Here is a 17,811-nt window from a genome sequence, read left to right on the forward strand (position 1 = left end):
TGATGCCAACAGGCATTACACGGTAACTTTGGTCGTCAGGTATAAACGAACTACTTTTCGTAAATGGTATTGTTAATAACCAGTACATCGATACCCGACATTAAAAAGACCGCCAGCATGTCTTCTACTGAATGTACGATGGGTTTACCCATAATATTAAAGCTGGTGTTAAGCAACACAGGCACGCCTGTGATTTCTCTGAAGCTGTCAATTAAGGAGTAGTAGGACGCGTTCCATTCTTTTTTAACGCTTTGTAGGCGGCCGGTGTTGTCAATGTGTACTACCGCAGGGACTTTATGCCTAACCGATTCTTTAAATACCAAGGTTCTCTCCATGTACGGAGACTCTTGGTAATCTTCAAAGTATTCATCGCCATACTCATGCAAAATAGACGGAGCAAAAGGCCTGAACTCTTCACGGAATTTTACTCTGGCATTAATAATGTCTTTCATATCATTAAGGCAAGGGTTGGCTAATATTGAGCGATTACCCAGGGAACGCGGGCCAAATTCAGCTCGGCCTTGTGCCCAGCCAATAATTTTACCCTCAGCTAAAAACTCAGCGGTTTTTTTATACACTTGATCACCGTAGTCAGTCACCTTTAAATGACTATATTGGGCAAGCTTGTCGAGCGACTTTTGCTTAATTTGACAGCCAGTATAGGGTGATTGAATTTGACTGCTCGGTTGCCACTGAGGATGGTCTTGTTGGTAACACAGTAGTGCTGCACCAATTGCATTACCATTATCAGCTGGGGCTGATGGTACATAAATATTTTCAAACTTTGATTGCGCCAATGCAGTGCCCATAAACGATGAATTAAGTGCACAACCGCCAGAAATAGTCAGGTTTTTAGAGGGGGCATAGTCATAAATCGCGTTGATCAGATCCATGAATATTTCACAGAACACCAGTTGGCCGGTATAGGCAAAGTCTTTATATTGCTCAACGGATTCACCCGGTTCTCTGGCCATGCTTTTTATTTCTTTCATGATGGCGTTGAGGTTTTTTGGCACCGTAAAATTACCATTTTTTACTTGCAGTGAAGCGCGTAACAATTCATAGACTTTTTCATCTTTTTTACCGTAAGGCGCTAAGCCCATTACTTTCCACTCTTCGCCTTTGAGGGGGTCAAAGCCAAGGTTTTCACAGATGATGGTGTAAAACAGCCCCAAGCTTTTAAACGAACGCTTTACTTTAATTGGCGCAGGGGTGATCACCCCATTTTTATAAGTAAAATAGTCAATGCTGCTCTTTTCGCCCATACCATCTACTACTAAGCATGAGGCTTCGTCGTACGGGCTGTTAAAACAGGCATTTGCAGCATGGGTTAGGTGATGATCAAAATAACGTGTATCTGTGGCTGGCTTGTCACGGTAATTGCCCACAATGTAATTGCGGCAAGAGGCTTCAAAAAAACGTGACAATGTTCTACCGCCAGCTGCGTGTGATGCCCTTGCAAAATAAAATTGATCTTTGATATCTCGGGTGTTTACGTCAATATTGAACGAGAAAGTTTCTAACAGACTCAGTGCAATGTTCTCTAAAATATTGGTACTTTTTTGTCGACCTTTACTCCATGTTTTGGCAATCACGAGTTCGGTGCAATCTGGGCAATATGTTTTAAGTATTTCTTCGATGTAATAAGGGTTATCTGGCAGGCAATATAACCCTCTTTTGTATTGTAAAAAGCGTTCTGCGTCTTCGGCAAAAATGACTTTGCCATGGGCATCAACAATTGCAATTGCCGGATCATGAAAGGATGTTGCTAAACCAATATAGTATTTCATCGTTGTTTACCAAAGTAATGTATGTCTATTTTGCTTTTAGCTGGCAGCTAAAAACGCGTATGTGTTAGCCATGGCAGGTTACATGGGCTGTAATTGAGTGAGTGCGAAATAACCCGAGTAGCCAGTGATATACACCACAGGCCGATGACCAAACAACAACTGTGCTTGGGAGCGCGTGGTTAATTGTTGTGAATGATATGGGCTACTTGGTGTGTTGAGCTTAACGCGTGTGCCAATGGGGTAATGCCTATTCCAATTGTCGATGGTGTGCTGTGGGCTCATTGGTTGTTTTTCAGCAGGGTTAGCGGTATGTAGTGACTGCTTGGCACAGGAGTTTTGCTCAATACTGTGTACTAATTTAGTAAGCACTTTTTTTGGGCCAAGCTCAGTAAACTGCATGTCACCTTGCGCTAACAAATACTCAATACTCTGCGTCCATTTTACTGGGCTGGTTATTTGCTCTATAAGGGTGTGCTTGATATCGGCGAATTGATATGGCTGTGCGGTGACGTTAGCAATAACCGGTTGATTTAATGCGCTAAATGACACCGAGTTTAAATATGAGGCAAACTCGGTTTTTGCCGGCATCATATAGCGAGAATGAAAAGCTCCACTGGTATTGAGTTGAATGAACCGAGCGCCCAGTTTTTCAATGAATGTTTGCGCGCGTGTTATGTCGTCTACTAACCCTGAGATCACCAGTTGGTCGTGCGAATTAAAATTGGCAATATCAATGGTACTAAGTTGCTCATTATGCAAACACGCCAACAAAGCTTGGCTATTGGTACCAATGATAGCGGCCATCGCCCCGCGCGGAGCTGCACTCATCAACTCACCTCGTTTTATCACCAACTTTAACGCATCTTCAAAAGTAATAGCGCCAGAGGCATACAGTGCTGCAAACTCTCCCAGACTATGGCCGGCGAAAAAGTTAGGCGCACAGTGTGCCGTTTTTATGTGGTGTAAGTAAGCTAATACACTGACAACAAACAAAGCTGGTTGAGTATATTGCGTATTGTTGAGTTGATTGTGAGGGTCTTGCGTACATAGCTCACTGATAGAATAGCCAAGTAGGTTATTGGCACAGTCTACCTGCTCGGGGAATTGAGCAAAGAGGGCTTTGCCCATGCCTTTATATTGCGAGCCTTGACCAGGAAATAAATAAGTATTCATACAATGTTTACTCACGATTGTGCACTGTGTTCAGTGTTGTTTTGACTAAGATCGAGCAGCTGCTGTGTTTTTTCACTCAGTAACTCAGCGGTTTCTTGCATTAGTTTGAGGCCTATTTGATCAACATGACGATTCTGCCAGTTTTCAAGGGGCGTGTTTTTAACCCATTGATTAAATGCACCTAACGCAGGGCCTGTATGTACCTGAAAGTTAACACGCTGTTGGGGCGTACCAGCAAACGCTAGCTGCATACTGTGTGCAAAATACCAGCGAAAAATACGCGCCATTTTGTATTTTGGATCCGCTTCGGCCTTTGCGATTTCGTCTGTACGCTGGGTGTTGTGTAAATGGGTAACAACCTCTTGCCATACCTCAGCAAAGCTTTTTTTAAAAAACTTAGTTTGTAGCTGAGTTTGTAACTCGGTAGGGAGTGCGTCAATGCCGTCATACTGTTGATATAGTTGAAATAGCTTATTGGCTCTAGCGGGGAAGAAGACGCCTTTTTTTAGTACTTGAACTTGTGAACCCATTTCAAACATGTCGCCTGCAGGGGCATAGTCGGTGTCTTGTACATTAATGTCTTGAAGCATCTCTTTTACCAATGACGAAGTCCCTGCTTCTACGGTGCATTGGTTAATTGATCCTGTCACAATAAAGTCAGCGCCCATAATAAATGCCGCAGCTGCGGAGGTGGGTGTGCCAATGCCGCCAGCTAGGCCAATGCGTACGCGTTGCGTAAAGCCTAATGTGTGTAAAAGGGCGTTTCGTAGGGTTTGTATAGCAGGCAATAACACAGTAGGTTGGCCGCGATCTGTGTGCCCGCCTGAGTCGGCTTCAACGCATATATCATCACACATAGCTATAAACTGACTAAGTTGTGCTTGCTCAGCGTTGATTTTACCGCTGTTAAGGAGCTGCTTGACGATATGTTCAGGCGCAGGGTGTAAAAAGGCATTGGCGACTTCAGGGCGAGATAGCTTAGCGATTATTTTGTTTTTTGAAGCCACTTGATTGTGACTATCTCGATATAGTCCAGCAAGGCGATATAGCACCAGTGCCGGGGTAATTGATATAAATGCCGCAGCTTCAATACAGCGAACTTGATACTTTAAATACAGCTCTACTAATGCGACTTCCTGATCTGGGTGTTCAATGTTACAGACTAAATTGAGACCGTAAGCATGCTCTGGTTTAAGGGCATTTTGTATAGCCATAATATCTTGCTCAATGGCTGAAAGGGACTGACCGCCAGTGCCTAAAAACCCCATGAACCCCGCTTTAGCCAAAGCGATAACTAACTCTTTTGACGCAATCCCACGATACATCGCGCCACTGACATAAGCATATTTAACACCATAAGCGCGTTTAAATTCAGCAGACCCTAAATTTTCTGGTGAAATACATAACGCAGAGGTCGGCCTTAATACGGTCTGTGCGTTAAAGTGCTCGCATTGGGCGTGGGTAATTTCAGCGACTGAATTGACAGGTGAAGACATGGGTACCTAAACATGGAGCGATTAATTACGCGCAATGGTGAGGCACAAATATGGAAAGATAATGGAGAAATGAGGACTGTATTAGGGACGTGTACAAACAGTACACAGTTTAATATAAATGTACGAGCAAGCTTGCAGTAAAAGTAAGCGATTCAGCCTGATGTGGTGCGTGATATTTATGGCCTTGTGACGCATGAATTTTACATGTGTACTAAACCGGCAAAGCATGTATAAGTTATTTAGCCCGGTGTTTTTTAATACGACAAAAACGCAATTTTTTGTTGGTATGGATATTAGCCGTTAACTGTTCTTATATACAGTTATAATTAATTTGTTAAAAGATACAGCTTTCCCTTCTCGTTATGTAATATGAACTCTCGCTCGGTTAACTCGATCTGAAACTCTTATCGCATTGAATTTATTGAACTATATATTTATTTAGCGATTACATAACGAGACACATACGTTCTCGATTAAGTAAATTTTCGGGTTCATCAGGCATGGAAAGGTGATTGTTGTGGTTAAGGGAATCTGTTAAGTTACTAATATATATTAAATTAAATAGCAGTTCTGAGTGTCTCTGCATGAGGTAAGGGCAGAGTGTTTATCGGCATTCACGCTAAGACGCTGTTATATTTTTATCAGAGTTCGTTTTATATTTGGAGCATTTAATGACGGTTTTGGATAAGAAAAAATATTATAGTCAGACATTTTGTGAAAAAAATTATTCTCAAAAAGAACTATCGGGTAAAGAATTTGATGGTTGTCATTTTCAGTCTTGCGATTTTAATGAAGCTGTTTTTTTGAATTGCGAGTTCACAGAATGTAAATTTACAGACTGTAATCTTAGTATTTTAGATGTAAACAATAGTAAATTTTTAGATGTTGAATTTGTCGATTGCAAGGTTATTGGCATAAATTGGGCTAAAGCTTATTGGCGTGGTTTAACACTAGGAACTCCGCTCAAATTCACAAGATGCATGATGAACTCATCATCATTTTATGGAATTAATCTAGCTAAAATAATTATTGAAGATTGTCGAGTTCACGATGTGGACTTTAGAGAAGGCAACTTTAGTGGTGCAAGTTTCTCTCGTTCGGATTTAACTAACAGTATATTTCACAATACAAATCTTACAGATGCCAATTTTAGTGACGCTGAAAATTACGATATCAATATAAACAATAACACAATTAAAAATGCAACATTTTGTCGTTATGAAGCTGTTAGACTATTAGAGTCTCTTGGTATAAACCTAACTAATTAAAAACATAACACATATGAGCCTTAACTCTGTCAATAGGCACTAATGTTCTTTTTGGCCGTTTTTATACAGTGACGGCCAACTCTAAATCAATAAACAAATTCGTTTATTTCGTCTGTCGATGTGGCTGTTAAGCAAGTTGCTTACGGCAAACACATAGTGAGGCTCTCTTATTGCGATCTCATCGCTGCCTACTTTATTTCATTTCCTTATGGGCTCGCAGGGGCACTATGCCTAAAAGGATTTAGGCAGTAGAGCGAAGCAGGATGCCAGAGCCGAGACATTCATCGGTTAACCTCATCATGGCACTATTCAAGGCGGCTGGTTTCATCATTGTGATCCAGTTAGTTTCAGGCTCAAATCAGGTGTAAGCGACTTTGCTTATTGTATTAATACACGCGTACTGAGCGTCTAATCAAGCCAGATGGCTTTGGTCGTTAGGCATATGATCAGGTTATAGCTTAATGGCTATTTACTCACCCAATTGATTGATGCTCAGCCTTTTATCCAGTTAGACGTTCAGCTCACTCAGTACCGTGACTAACGCTTTAAAAATCTGGTTTCATCGAATACAGTCTCTTTTTTAAGCATATAGTAAACACATCGACCAAGCTTATGCGCCAGCGCTGACAATGCTTTGGCTTTACTCATCCGCTTTTGTAATTTCTCAAGGTATTTGGTGGCGTTATGATTATGGCGTAGCAGTAGTACAGCCGCTTCACTGAAGGCCCATTTTAGATGTGCATTACCAATTTTGTTGCCCTGTGTGCCATAGGTTTTACCTGCTGACTCAGCTTTGCATTTAACAAGCCGACTATATGAAGCGAACTTTTGTACGCTTGGAAAGCGATTGATATCACCAATTTCATAAATAATGGTGAGTGCTAGAATACGGCCTATGCCATTAATGGTTTGTAATATATTAAGGTGAACGGGGTTATGTTGTTTAGCCATTTGTTCAATGTAATGATCTAAAGGTTTGAGCTCTTTTTGATAGCAATCAAGTATACCCATATCGAGATTAATAGAACGTTGTACGACGGGGTCGGGGAAGTAATAACGCATTTTTTCTCTGTCACAGACATTTTTCAAATTAACATTATGAGCGGGTAAATTGTATTGGCTTGCAGTGTTGGCGACATGGGCTTTTAAATCAGCGCCGTGACGAACAATTTTGGTTCTGCGACGCAATAAGTCACGCGTAGCACGCATGTCTTTGTGGTAAACATAGGCAAGAGGGAAGTTACCACCTCGAATAAGCTTAGCGATTTTATAGGAGTCTATTTTATCGTTTTTAGCTTTCCCACCATGTATAGCCTTCATGTAGAGGGCATGGCCGAGAATAAAGTGGATATTGTGGTCTTTACAAAAATCAGCGACCCAATACCAACAATGCATGCATTCAACGCCAACAACAATATCGCCGATGTAGGGTTGAAGTAATTTTAGTAGTGCTTCTGGGTCACCTTTAATCTTCTTATGAACGAGGATAAGTCCCGCAAAAACTTAAACTGACAAAACTTAAACTGACACCCATTCTAAATTGACTGTTTTTCATTCATCGCCTACCTTTTAAATTCAGTTTAAAAGGTAGGCAATTCCTCGATGGCCACAGCACGCAAAAGACAAGTGAGTTTAACTGATACCAAATACTATCATTGTATTTCACGGTGTGTTCGCCGTGCTTATTTGTGTGGTGAAGATAAGATAACAGGGCAATCGTATGAACACAGAAGAGGCTGGGTAGAGGATAAGCTACTTGAACTTGCCAAAGTGTTTTGTATTGATGTGTGTGCGTATGCGGTGATGAGTAACCATACTCACATTGTGCTGTATGTAGATGATATAAAGGCTAAAAGACTGAGTGATAAATCGATTATCATCAGATGGCATAAGTTGTTTAAAGGTACCATACTATCTCACAAGTACCTTCAAGGTGAGCGGCTAGACTCAGCGCAGCAATATTTTTTAAATAAAGACATTGAACAATTTAGAGAACGTTTAGCGAGTATCAGTTGGTTTATGCGGGTACTGAATGAAAGTATTGCCCGAAAAGCGAATAAGGAAGATAACTGTACAGGCAGATTTTGGGAAGGGCGCTTTAAATCACAAGCCTTACTCGATGAAGCGGCACTGGCAGCCTGTATGGCGTATGTTGATTTAAACCCAATTAGAGCAAAGATGGCTGACACACCCGAAACCTCAGACTACACCAGTGTAAAAACTCGTTGTGAACATGCCAAAGAGGGCAAGCAACCTAAACAATTGGCGCGTTTTGCAGGCAGCCCCCGAAAGCACATGCCTAAAGGTTTACCGTTTGAATTAAAGTCATACTTAGAGCTGGTAGAATTAACTGGCCGATGTATGCGAGCAGATAAGCGAGGCGCTATAAGCCCAATCAACTCCCCAATTTTAGAAAGACTAAACATAGCCCCGGAAAACTGGCTAAAACTCACCACACAATTTACCAAAGTATTTCATGGCGCAGTAGGGCGACCTCAAAAGCTTGATAATTATTGTGCGAGCCTAGAAATAAAACGGCGCGCTAATTATAAGCAATGTGAAAGGCTACTGGCTTAATTTTTAGATCATCAAGATAATCTCTATATAACCGATACTCCATAACTTGGCGGCTTAGCTGTGCCTTATTACTGGGCATGAGTTCAGTTTTTCTCTATTTTGGAGCTTATAGCGCATTTACTTGATTCAATTTTACTAACCAAACGATATTTCAGATTGAACGCGGCTTATTTATTGGAATTAACTTTTGGGTGGGTGTCATCTTAATCAGTTTCTATAAGCCCAATCAACTCCCCAATTTTAGAAAGACTAAACATAGCCCCGGAAAACTGGCTAAAACTCACCACACAATTTACCAAAGTATTTCATGGCGCAGTAGGGCGACCTCAAAAGCTTGATAATTATTGTGCGAGCCTAGAAATAAAACGGCGCGCTAATTATAAGCAATGTGAAAGGCTACTGGCTTAATTTTTAGATCATCAAGATAATCTCTATATAACCGATACTCCATAACTTGGCGGCTTAGCTGTGCCTTATTGACACGTATTATTTCAGTTTTTCTCTATTTTTGAGCTTATAGCACATGTAGTTAATCCAATTTTACTAACTAAGCGATATTTCAGGTTGAATGCTGCTTATTAGTTGGAGTTAATTTCGAATGGGTGTCAACTTTAGATGTGATCTCTCGCGATTTAGCCCTTGCCATTTGCGAGTTTCTATCGTTAAATAACAGTATGTTATTTAAACGGTGGTCTTCCTACAGAGGACTTTCACCTCATGAGTCAATGCCCATGTCGGGCGTACACAATCGTCGAAGCAGAAGCGACAACAAACTGTATGCGTTCATAATACTGTTATTTCGAGCTTTGCTTCTTTGAAACAAAAGCTTTATTAGTAGAGTTTCATGTTTTCACAATATAGCTATTGAATATATTAAGGTACATGGGCAAACTGTTTGATATTAAACCAAAACTATCACATCCTATCTTTTATCTACGAAATATAAGGAAAATATTTTGAGAAAATTACTTTATATAGCCTTCATTGCAAGTTTCACAGCTCATTCAGCAGATTTTATTGTTAAACAAAAGAAAGCTCCTTGGGAAACAAATAAGCCATATCTAAATGATCCATATACAAAGCAATGGTATGCAGACCAAGATAAATTGAATGAGGAGATCAAAGCTAATAGTGAAAACTGCAAAAAGCTAAAATCTTTTCCTGAAAGAGTTAACTGTTTGGGTGACCTAAACGACAAATATGCAAACCCAAATCCATTGCGAGGCACTGAAGAATATGTCGATAAATTCTATTTAAATAACCCTACTTATCGCAATATAAGTGCGCAGCAGCTTAAAAAGTTGCTCACAGAACTTTCTATACTTCGTAAAAAAACACGACAAGTAAGCTTAATAGGAAAGCCAAATCATAGTGAATTAACTTTTGAGCAGGTCAATAAAGAAATATGCCTTATTGAAGACTCTATCGGCTTTTTATCATCAGGCAGAGTTTGCTTACTCTAAGTGATTAAGATGACATATATGGACACTCTCGGTATGTCAAACAAAATAACTCTGCCGGGGTAGAATAAACTACCTCGTTTTTTCATTTCGTCGCTGCCACTATTTGACGTTTGACCCATTTGCAATAAAGCGTTGCTCTGACATATATCCGGGCTTAACTGTTATTTCAGAAACTGATTAAGATGACATATATGGACACTCCCGGTATGTCAAACAAAATAACTCTGGCGGGGTAGAATAAACTACCTCGCTTTTTCATTTCGTCGCTGCCACTGTTTGACGTTTGACCCATTTGCAATAAAGCGTTGCTCTGACATATATCCGGGCTTAACTGTTATTTCAGTGCCCCTAATGAGCTTCGAGCCTATACACCCTAATTTGAATACACCCAAGCGGTTTAGAAAAACTTAAACTGACACCCATTTAAAATTGACTGTTTTTCATTCATCGCCTACCTTTTAAATTCAGTTTAAAAGGTAGGCAATTCCTCGATGGCCACAGCACGCAAAAGACAAGTGAGTTTAACTGATACCAAATACTACCATTGTATTTCACGGTGTGTTCGCCGTGCTTATTTGTGTGGTGAAGATAAGGTAACAGGGCAGTCGTACGAGCATAGAAGAGGCTGGGTAGAGGATAAGCTACTTGAACTTGCCAAAGTGTTTTGTATTGATGTGTGTGCGTATGCGGTGATGAGAAAACTTAAACTGACACCCATTCAAAATTGACTGTTTTTCATTCATCGCCTACCTTTTAAATTCAGTTTAAAAGGTAGGCAATTCCTCGATGGCCACAGCACGCAAAAGACAAGTGAGTTTAACTGATACCAAATACTACCATTGTATTTCACGGTGTGTTCGCCGTGCTTATTTGTGTGGTGAAGATAAGGTAACAGGGCAGTCGTACGAGCATAGAAGAGGCTGGGTAGAGGATAAGCTACTTGAACTTGCCAAAGTGTTTTGTATTGATGTGTGTGCGTATGCGGTGATGAGAAAACTTAAACTGACACCCATTCAAAATTGACTGTTTTTCATTCATCGCCTACCTTTTAAATTCAGTTTAAAAGGTAGGCAATTCCTCGATGGCCACAGCACGCAAAAGACAAGTGAGTTTAACTGATACCAAATACTACCATTGTATTTCACGGTGTGTTCGCCGTGCTTATTTGTGTGGTGAAGATAAGGTAACAGGGCAGTCGTACGAGCATAGAAGAGGCTGGGTAGAGGATAAGCTACTTGAACTTGCCAAAGTGTTTTGTATTGATGTGTGTGCGTATGCGGTGATGAGTAACCATACTCACATTGTGCTGTATGTAGATGATATAAAGGCTAAAAGACTGAGTGATAAATCGATTATCATCAGATGGCATAAGTTGTTTAAAGGTACCATACTATCTCACAAGTACCTTCAAGGTGAGCGGCTAGACTCAGCGCAGCAATATTTTTTAAATAAAGACATTGAACAATTTAGAGAACGTTTAGCGAGTATCAGTTGGTTTATGCGGGTACTGAATGAAAGTATTGCCCGAAAAGCGAATAAAGAAGATAACTGTACAGGCAGATTTTGGGAAGGGCGCTTTAAATCACAAGCTTTACTTGATGAAGCGGCACTGGCAGCCTGTATGGCGTATGTTGATTTAAACCCAATTAGAGCAAAGATGGCTGACACACCCGAAACCTCAGACTACACCAGTGTATTAATTTCGAATGGGTGTCAACTTTAGAGATGTTTGTTGGAAAAGATATATATAGTTATGGAGATGGTGGTCAAGTTAGCTCAGTAAATGATTTAATCTCTTTCTCACAAGCCATAAATGAGTATAAGCTTATTTCCAAGGATACGCATCTATTAATGGCCAAAAAACATACAGTTATTTCGGAAAATGCAACTTATGGCTATGGCACCAAGAATAATATTATTGCTCATGATGGAGCGATAGATGGTTTTAGAACGGCTATGTATATAGATCCAGAAAGAGACTTTTATTTGCACATCCTCTCTAACGGTGGAGATCAAACAGAAAAACACATAAATGAAATTATTGATTTAATAGGGCGTTTTGTCCACTTCCCTTAACATGAGACATGTTTAATTAGAGTTTTCTGTAATATCACAAACAGGAGACAACAATGAAAAAGTCACGTTTTACAGGATCTCAGATCATCACTGTGAAAGGAGAACGCGGTTTACCTAAACAAATTCGAGTAGATAATGGACCGAAATTAATATCGGCACGTCTAACAGATTGGTGCGAAGCGAATAATGAATATCAAAGTGGAAAGCCACTAAACGATTGAATCAAAATAGGAACTCGGCTATGGTTGAGGCATCAATAAAATAAATTAAAACGAGTAATTCTACAGGCTCGTTAGGCCTCAAGGAGAGTTCATTTGTCACCTGAAAGTTTGTTAGCACTTTTTGGAGCTATGTTAGTTGTCGCGCTTGTGCCTGGCCCTGCTGTTTTTGCTGTAATTGCACGTACATTCTCATCTGGGTTTAGCCGAGGTTTAATGATGATCATAGGCATAACATTAGGTGACTTTATATTTATACTTCTTGCTCTGTTTGGTTTGTCTATAATTTCTGAAATTATGGGAACTACTTTTCTTATAGTTAAATACGCTAGTGCTGCATACCTTATCTGGCTAGGTATTAATTTAATAAAATCTAAAGCAACCGCTGAAGATATTAAAGCTTCAAAAGAGTCGTCTTTAGTTGCAAGCTTAGCTACTGGGTTAATGATTAATTTGGGTAACCCAAAAGCAATTGTATTTTATATTGGTTTGTTTCCAGCTTTTATAGATGTTAACCGAGTGGTTACAGTAGATGTTCTGGCAATCATGGGAATTGCAACACTCGCATTTGGCAGTGTTAATATATGCTACGCGCTACTAGCTTTGAGAGCTAAGAGAATGCTAAAGAGCCCTAATGCATCATCGTTAATTAATAAAACAGCAGGAACTATTATGGTTTCGACTGGAACGTTAGTAGCAATTAAGGCCTAACAAGAACCTGAAAGCTAAACATCGAGTCGTGACTGTATGAACGTGTACCTTTCTTTGACTTGCTTGCAAAGTACACGGCGGCTTCCTCTAAAATATTACGTTCTTCTGTAACACGTTTAAGCTCTGCCTTAAACTTGCGTATCTCTTCTTGCTTGGCTGATTTAGCAGTTGGTGTTTTAGCTTTACTCACCCAGTAATAAAGTGATTTATCAGAAATACCTAATCGCTTAGCAGCGTCAGGAACGGAAAGCCTTTATCAACCATTTGGCGAACAGCTTCATCTTTGAATTCTTGGGGATATTTATTATTACTCATAACATCTCTCGTCATACTTCATTTTCTAAATAAAAGATGTCTACATTATTTTGGAAAGATCAGATAAAACAGTATATATCACATATTACCAGCTAAGAGCTCGAAGGAGACCTTGCATATATAGTATCTCTATCTAATTGGACTGAGTCCGTGAAAGCAAGCACTTAATCGGGTAGCCTGAGGTCTCTAACCTCCAGGCCCTACACCACCGATCATGCGGGTCCGCAATGGGCGGTTCATCCCCCAGAGTGAATATTGTTCTAAAGACCTCTCAATGACCCGAATTCAACACCCGAATTTAATTGTTAAGTAAATGACAGTTTTTTACACAAGATATTACAGAGTCTCTGCCTATTTATTAACAACAAAGGTTTTATATTGTATGGTATTGACTTTATTATAGTTTTATATTTGAATTGCGCACTTTTAGACATATTAAAATGGACTATGCGTATCTCTAATTACTTACTAAATCTAACCCTTATAATGGCGGTGTTTTTACTTACTGCCTGTTCAAGTAATTCATCACTTAAACAGCGAGATAAAACAGATACATCAAACCAAGGTGCTTTAGCTATAAAACAAGCACTATCTGCTCGAGGCTTTTACCTCTCGCCTTTGGGTAATATTAATTATATTCACCCAACACAATGTGGCGGTTTTCAGCTTCAAAGCCATCGAGGCTCTATTCGATATCCTGAAAACTCCATTAATGCTGTTCTAGATTCCCTCGACAATGGTTTTGATGTCATAGAGGTAGATGTGCGTGTTACGTCTGATGGTGTTTGGGTGTTGCACCACGACAGTCATACGGGTAGAGAAACGGGGAGCGTTGATAATAAACGTCGACGAATAGATAAAATGAACTTTCGTAATGAGTGGGGTTATTTAAGAGCTAGAGACCAGCATACCGGTCGACTATTGAGCAGCCCACCGCCCACTTATCGTGAGGTTCTTAAGGCGTTTGCATCAATGGCAAGCCAGAGTCAAAAGTTAAACATAGAGATTAAATCTAATACAACTAGGGAGGAGTTGGAACTACTAGACTACCTTACCTTTAAAATACTTGGAAATAAGCGTTACTTTTATTCGAGTTTGAAGCGCAGAGAGTTAGAAAAAATGCGAAAAATCAATTCGAGGGTATTCCTGTCATATATTCAAAGACCGGCAAAGGACTCTTTTTTAAAACTCAAAAGTAAAATTGAAAAAGGCGCGAAAAGCGACAATATTTATAAAAACAATAGAGAACTAATTGAGCGCATAAGTGGCTTTGGTGATCGCCACTACATAGACAAAAGGATAGATAACAGACGCGGTATTCAGCAGTTACAAACAACACTTGTCGACAATTATGGCATTGCCATAGATATACGGCACTATGCCCCGGATGCAAATCGCATAAAGGCGCTTTCTGATTCTTTTAATATACCAGTCGCTACGTATACCATTAACGGGCACAGATTTCATGCAAAAAATTTACAAAGAATAAAGGAAAACGTAAGGCCCGATTCGGTTATTATTGATGATACGCTCTATGGATTTTGTACGGATTACGACCTTCCAAAGCTTAAACAATATCAAGGAAGCTCAGAACTCACGAGGATGATTGCTGAATTACCGTATGACCTGGATCTCGAACGCCTTTCAGAAGTCCCAACTTACTATGGAAATGGCTTATATCCCTCTATTCAAGGTTCTATTAAATCAATTTATGGTGCAACCACTAGACATAACTATAAAACGATTATTTTGAATACTCATGCTGACCCTAAAGAGCGCGAAGCTCAAGTCGAGCTTAAAACTGACAAAGCGATTGAAATAGAATTCAGGAAGTCAAATAAGTGAATAATCATTTTAAACCAACGTTCTGGCGAGCATTCTTTTTATTAATGAGTATTGCTTATTTAATACCGGAAATAATCTTTAATGCACAGCTTGTATCTCTTGTTGGGTTGGGCACACCCCAAGAGCACGATTTGGAGCAATTAGAAGTATTCGGACGAGCTATTTCTGGCTTAGGTGTTACTTTACTAATCGCAGATTTATTACCAAAATCGTTTTATAAAACAAGACTTAGAGGCTTTACATCGATAGGTCTATTAACCTGTGTTACATGGCCAACAGTCTATTTTGGCCAAAAGTTATTAATAGAACGATATTTAATTGAGCCATCGACTGCTGAGCAGCGCGAGTATGCAGTATTGAGCGCAGCATTTAGAGATGCACTTGCAGTGAATGCGGTAACAGTAGTGGGCCTTGAATATGACAATGAAGTGTTAAAAAGCCCTGAGAACCTGACATTCCTCGCGATATTTGGTGGACTTTTATATGCTGATGATACCTTAGCTGAAAATCTAGAGTCACACAAAAAGAGCATTATTAAGCAGTTTGTACAGAAACGGACATATCAAGATCTTGATATGTATTACGACGACTTTTCTAGTATTTATGAAAAGCTGTCTAATCATTATACATATTATGCTGAAGGGTCAAATAAATACAATAAAGCGTTGGCTGAGATCCCAGAACAAGAGCAAGTATATTGGCAAGAAATAGAGCAAGAAATTAACCAAGGTTGGCAACAGTACCAGCAGGCTATAAAAACATATATTGCGCGTGCTGAAACTCGTGCTCAAAAATACGGCCCTAAAGTATATACATATCATCAAGAAGTTAACAAATGCCGCGAATATTATGAAAAACACTCAGAGCGTGACCGCCGTACGGGGTGTATTGAAAAGTTAAATGCAGCATATAAAGCCGAAATTGATAGTGCGGGACTTGGCTATATCCCGCCTAATTATTGGTTGATTGAAGAAGATATTAGCGGCCTAGAAAATGCGGCAAGCTCAATACTAGCAGGAGTATTGACTGGTGGACTCTTTACCGCGTTACAAGCTGCTGATTTAGCGACAGGAGGAGATGGTGGTATGAAAGAAAAACGATACAAGTATACCGATGATCCAATGCATTACCAAACGCGAATACTGGCACATCCTAATTTTCATAAACAATTTAAAAAAGACATAGGCTACCCTATGGGTATTTCATCCTTGGCGGTATTTCGAAGCCACAACAAGACACAACAAAGGATTCTTGATTCTTTATCCAAACGGGGCTTAGAACTACCAAAAAATTGGCATATCGGACAACGGCTACAATTCGCACAAGCAGTAGCAGATAAAGTAAAAGCTGATGCAGATCGTCAATGGCGTAACAAAATGCAGCAAAAAAAGTTCGATTTACCAGTTAACCTTGATTGGCAATCCTTTCAACTTCATCCCAATATACAGAATAAGATAGCTGAGCAGATGGGGGAAATGTACGTAAAAAATACAAAGCCAGACTGGAATAAAAAGAATTTTAAGCATTACGTATTAGATCCTAATATTGAAAAGCGCACACAACAATATTTAGATATGGTAGTCGGGGCTCGGGTTCATTTTGAGAATGGTGGGAAATATGCTGCAGCAGGTAAACAAGCTTTGAGGTCTGTGATTATTCCTCCTATATCTATGTCATTAAGCTTGTTTCTGATCTGTTTTACTATTATAAAGTTGCCTATAAAAACCCTTGAAGTATTTAAGCCCAACTGGTCAACCCCCCCCCCCTCATATACTGTGGCGACTGTAAAAATCCTCCCTCTTGCATTATTAATTATGCTTCCCGTTATTCTACTTGAAAACCGGTTTACCAATAATACCCACAGTCCAGTTAATTATTTTTTATACAAAGTTGAGTCCGCTAGCAACCCTATTTTTTCATTTGCATTAAGGTGGACCTTACATGTACAGCCGTTTCTTCATCCAGTAGGCGTAAAGTTAGAATCAGATACTCAGTTTTATCAGTATGTAAAACCTTATACACATCTACTTGCATTACTTGACGCCAGATTACCAAAATCGAGTGTAACCATCACACCAAACGAAGTGATAAAAAGAGTTTCTACAGCCGCACTTTATTTACGAATTCAGGCTAATATAGAAAACACAACTATTCGGATAATGAATATTAAACCTAAATATATAGACAACATGAAACTGCAACCAGGAAACTACGATATTCAAGTAACAGCACCGGGGTTTAAGCCCTACCGTCGTTGGCATACGCTCCCCGCAGGTGAACACACTATATCCATAGAAATGCAGGAAATGAGATAATTCCACTTATAACAGTTGTCCATCTGCTTTTTACTTTTGAGTCGTAGTATAGACAAGAATCCACTGGAAAAGGTTTCTGATTTTACTAGACTGATCAAACTTATTAGCAGGTGGATTACTAATAGCCTATTAATCAAAAAGTTCAGAAATCTGACCAAGGGGGTTATGCAGAAACAAGAAAAGTTGACTGGAGTCACGCGAGAGCTCGTTACTTTGACTTACGACATCATAAAGATCTTTAGCTTTGTGTACAGATGCCACATTAAGTTCATCATTGAGCTCTAAATGACCTAGTTTTAAACTTACTAGCGGCTTGATTTTGTGGGGATAGAGCTGTACTGGGATCACAAATCTCAGTATTATTTCCAATAGAGTTTCACCGTTACTTTAATACACTTATTAGCTAGATTGTATGCCACATCTACTCGACTTTTGTAACGACAAGTAACAATGTATTCACCTTGGCTTCGTTCATTCCTTTGCTTAATTTTACTATTGTGGGGCCTTGTTTCCTAAATAATTGAACTTCTTTGGTTTGGTGTGATCAGATCATAAAATGCCTTA

At 39.6% G+C, this 17,811-nt stretch carries 10 protein-coding genes and 7 pseudogenes; 12 read left to right on the plus strand and 5 right to left on the minus strand.

Annotated elements, in window-relative coordinates; all coding sequences use genetic code 11:
- Window positions 1-50: 50 nt before the first annotated feature.
- The 3 genes from PCIT_RS11005 to PCIT_RS11015 form a co-directional block, all read right to left on the minus strand.
- Window positions 51-1,790, minus strand: a complete 1,740-nt coding sequence (locus PCIT_RS11005) for a carbamoyltransferase family protein (RefSeq protein ID WP_010362912.1) — start codon at window positions 1,788-1,790, stop codon at window positions 51-53.
- Between the two features lie 78 nt (window positions 1,791-1,868).
- Window positions 1,869-2,963, minus strand: a complete 1,095-nt coding sequence (fabD, locus tag PCIT_RS11010; RefSeq protein WP_010362911.1) for an ACP S-malonyltransferase — start codon at window positions 2,961-2,963, stop codon at window positions 1,869-1,871.
- An 11-nt stretch (window positions 2,964-2,974) separates the two neighbouring features.
- Window positions 2,975-4,459 (minus strand): PfaD family polyunsaturated fatty acid/polyketide biosynthesis protein, encoded by a 1,485-nt coding sequence (locus PCIT_RS11015; RefSeq protein ID WP_010362910.1) that lies wholly within the window; start codon window positions 4,457-4,459, stop codon window positions 2,975-2,977.
- 671 nt (window positions 4,460-5,130) lie between these two features.
- Between PCIT_RS11015 and PCIT_RS11020 the strand changes: the two genes are divergently transcribed.
- Window positions 5,131-5,727 carry a pentapeptide repeat-containing protein gene (locus tag PCIT_RS11020; RefSeq protein ID WP_010362909.1) on the plus strand — a complete coding sequence of 199 codons (597 nt, stop codon included), beginning with the start codon at window positions 5,131-5,133 and terminating at the stop codon, window positions 5,725-5,727.
- 537 nt (window positions 5,728-6,264) lie between these two features.
- Here the strand turns inward: PCIT_RS11020 and PCIT_RS11025 are convergent.
- Window positions 6,265-7,221 (minus strand): annotated as a pseudogene (locus tag PCIT_RS11025) (IS110 family RNA-guided transposase); the annotation flags it as partial.
- Between the two features lie 108 nt (window positions 7,222-7,329).
- On the opposite strand from PCIT_RS11025, the gene PCIT_RS11030 reads away from it, so the two are divergent.
- The 9 genes and pseudogenes from PCIT_RS11030 (at window position 7,330) to PCIT_RS11065 (ending at window position 12,772) form a co-directional block, all read left to right on the plus strand.
- On the plus strand, window positions 7,330-8,304 hold the full coding sequence (locus tag PCIT_RS11030) for a transposase (protein ID WP_192992794.1): 975 nt from the start codon (window positions 7,330-7,332) through the stop codon (window positions 8,302-8,304).
- 216 nt (window positions 8,305-8,520) lie between these two features.
- Window positions 8,521-8,712: pseudogene (locus tag PCIT_RS23125) on the plus strand (transposase); the annotation flags it as partial.
- A 548-nt stretch (window positions 8,713-9,260) separates the two neighbouring features.
- Complete coding sequence (locus tag PCIT_RS11035; protein ID WP_010368212.1) at window positions 9,261-9,767, plus strand: hypothetical protein; 507 nt, start codon at window positions 9,261-9,263, stop codon at window positions 9,765-9,767.
- A 491-nt stretch (window positions 9,768-10,258) separates the two neighbouring features.
- Window positions 10,259-10,462: pseudogene (locus tag PCIT_RS11040) on the plus strand (transposase); the annotation flags it as partial.
- Between the two features lie 91 nt (window positions 10,463-10,553).
- A pseudogene (locus PCIT_RS11045) lies at window positions 10,554-10,757 on the plus strand (transposase); the annotation flags it as partial.
- Between the two features lie 91 nt (window positions 10,758-10,848).
- Window positions 10,849-11,463, plus strand: a pseudogene (locus tag PCIT_RS11050) (transposase); the annotation flags it as partial.
- A gap of 29 nt (window positions 11,464-11,492) precedes the next feature.
- Window positions 11,493-11,843 (plus strand): serine hydrolase, encoded by a 351-nt coding sequence (locus PCIT_RS11055; protein ID WP_010368142.1) that lies wholly within the window; start codon window positions 11,493-11,495, stop codon window positions 11,841-11,843.
- Between the two features lie 92 nt (window positions 11,844-11,935).
- Window positions 11,936-12,052, plus strand: a pseudogene (locus tag PCIT_RS11060) (IS3-like element ISAma2 family transposase); the annotation flags it as partial.
- Between the two features lie 105 nt (window positions 12,053-12,157).
- Entirely contained in the window at window positions 12,158-12,772 is a 615-nt protein-coding gene (locus PCIT_RS11065) for a LysE family translocator (RefSeq protein ID WP_010368140.1), read from the plus strand.
- Here PCIT_RS11065 and PCIT_RS23335 read toward each other — a convergent pair.
- Window positions 12,762-13,007 (minus strand): annotated as a pseudogene (locus PCIT_RS23335) (IS3 family transposase); the annotation flags it as partial. The gene PCIT_RS11065 and the pseudogene PCIT_RS23335 overlap by 11 nt on opposite strands.
- 527 nt (window positions 13,008-13,534) lie before the next feature.
- Here PCIT_RS23335 and PCIT_RS11075 point away from each other — a divergent pair.
- Both PCIT_RS11075 and PCIT_RS11080 read left to right on the plus strand, forming a co-directional pair.
- On the plus strand, window positions 13,535-14,932 hold the full coding sequence (locus PCIT_RS11075) for a glycerophosphodiester phosphodiesterase (protein ID WP_040697129.1): 1,398 nt from the start codon (window positions 13,535-13,537) through the stop codon (window positions 14,930-14,932).
- On the plus strand, window positions 14,929-17,247 hold the full coding sequence (locus PCIT_RS11080) for a carboxypeptidase-like regulatory domain-containing protein (RefSeq protein ID WP_010368137.1): 2,319 nt from the start codon (window positions 14,929-14,931) through the stop codon (window positions 17,245-17,247). Before PCIT_RS11075 ends, PCIT_RS11080 begins: the two co-directional genes overlap by 4 nt.
- Window positions 17,248-17,811 lie beyond the last annotated feature (564 nt).

It is taken from the genome of Pseudoalteromonas citrea (genome assembly GCF_000238375.3).
Lineage (GTDB): Bacteria > Pseudomonadota > Gammaproteobacteria > Enterobacterales > Alteromonadaceae > Pseudoalteromonas > Pseudoalteromonas citrea.

Bases quoted from the DNA above. Each gene is read 5' to 3' on its own strand.
- PCIT_RS11005 (WP_010362912.1), bottom strand. From the start codon at position 1,790: ATGAAATACTATATTGGTTTAGCAACATCCTTTCATGATCCGGCAATT.
- fabD (WP_010362911.1), bottom strand. From the start codon at position 2,963: ATGAATACTTATTTATTTCCTGGTCAAGGCTCGCAATATAAAGGCATG.
- PCIT_RS11015 (WP_010362910.1), bottom strand. From the start codon at position 4,459: ATGTCTTCACCTGTCAATTCAGTCGCTGAAATTACCCACGCCCAATGC.
- PCIT_RS11020 (WP_010362909.1), top strand. From the start codon at position 5,131: ATGACGGTTTTGGATAAGAAAAAATATTATAGTCAGACATTTTGTGAA.
- PCIT_RS11030 (WP_192992794.1), top strand. From the start codon at position 7,330: ATGGCCACAGCACGCAAAAGACAAGTGAGTTTAACTGATACCAAATAC.
- PCIT_RS11055 (WP_010368142.1), top strand. From the start codon at position 11,493: ATGTTTGTTGGAAAAGATATATATAGTTATGGAGATGGTGGTCAAGTT.
- PCIT_RS11075 (WP_040697129.1), top strand. From the start codon at position 13,535: ATGCGTATCTCTAATTACTTACTAAATCTAACCCTTATAATGGCGGTG.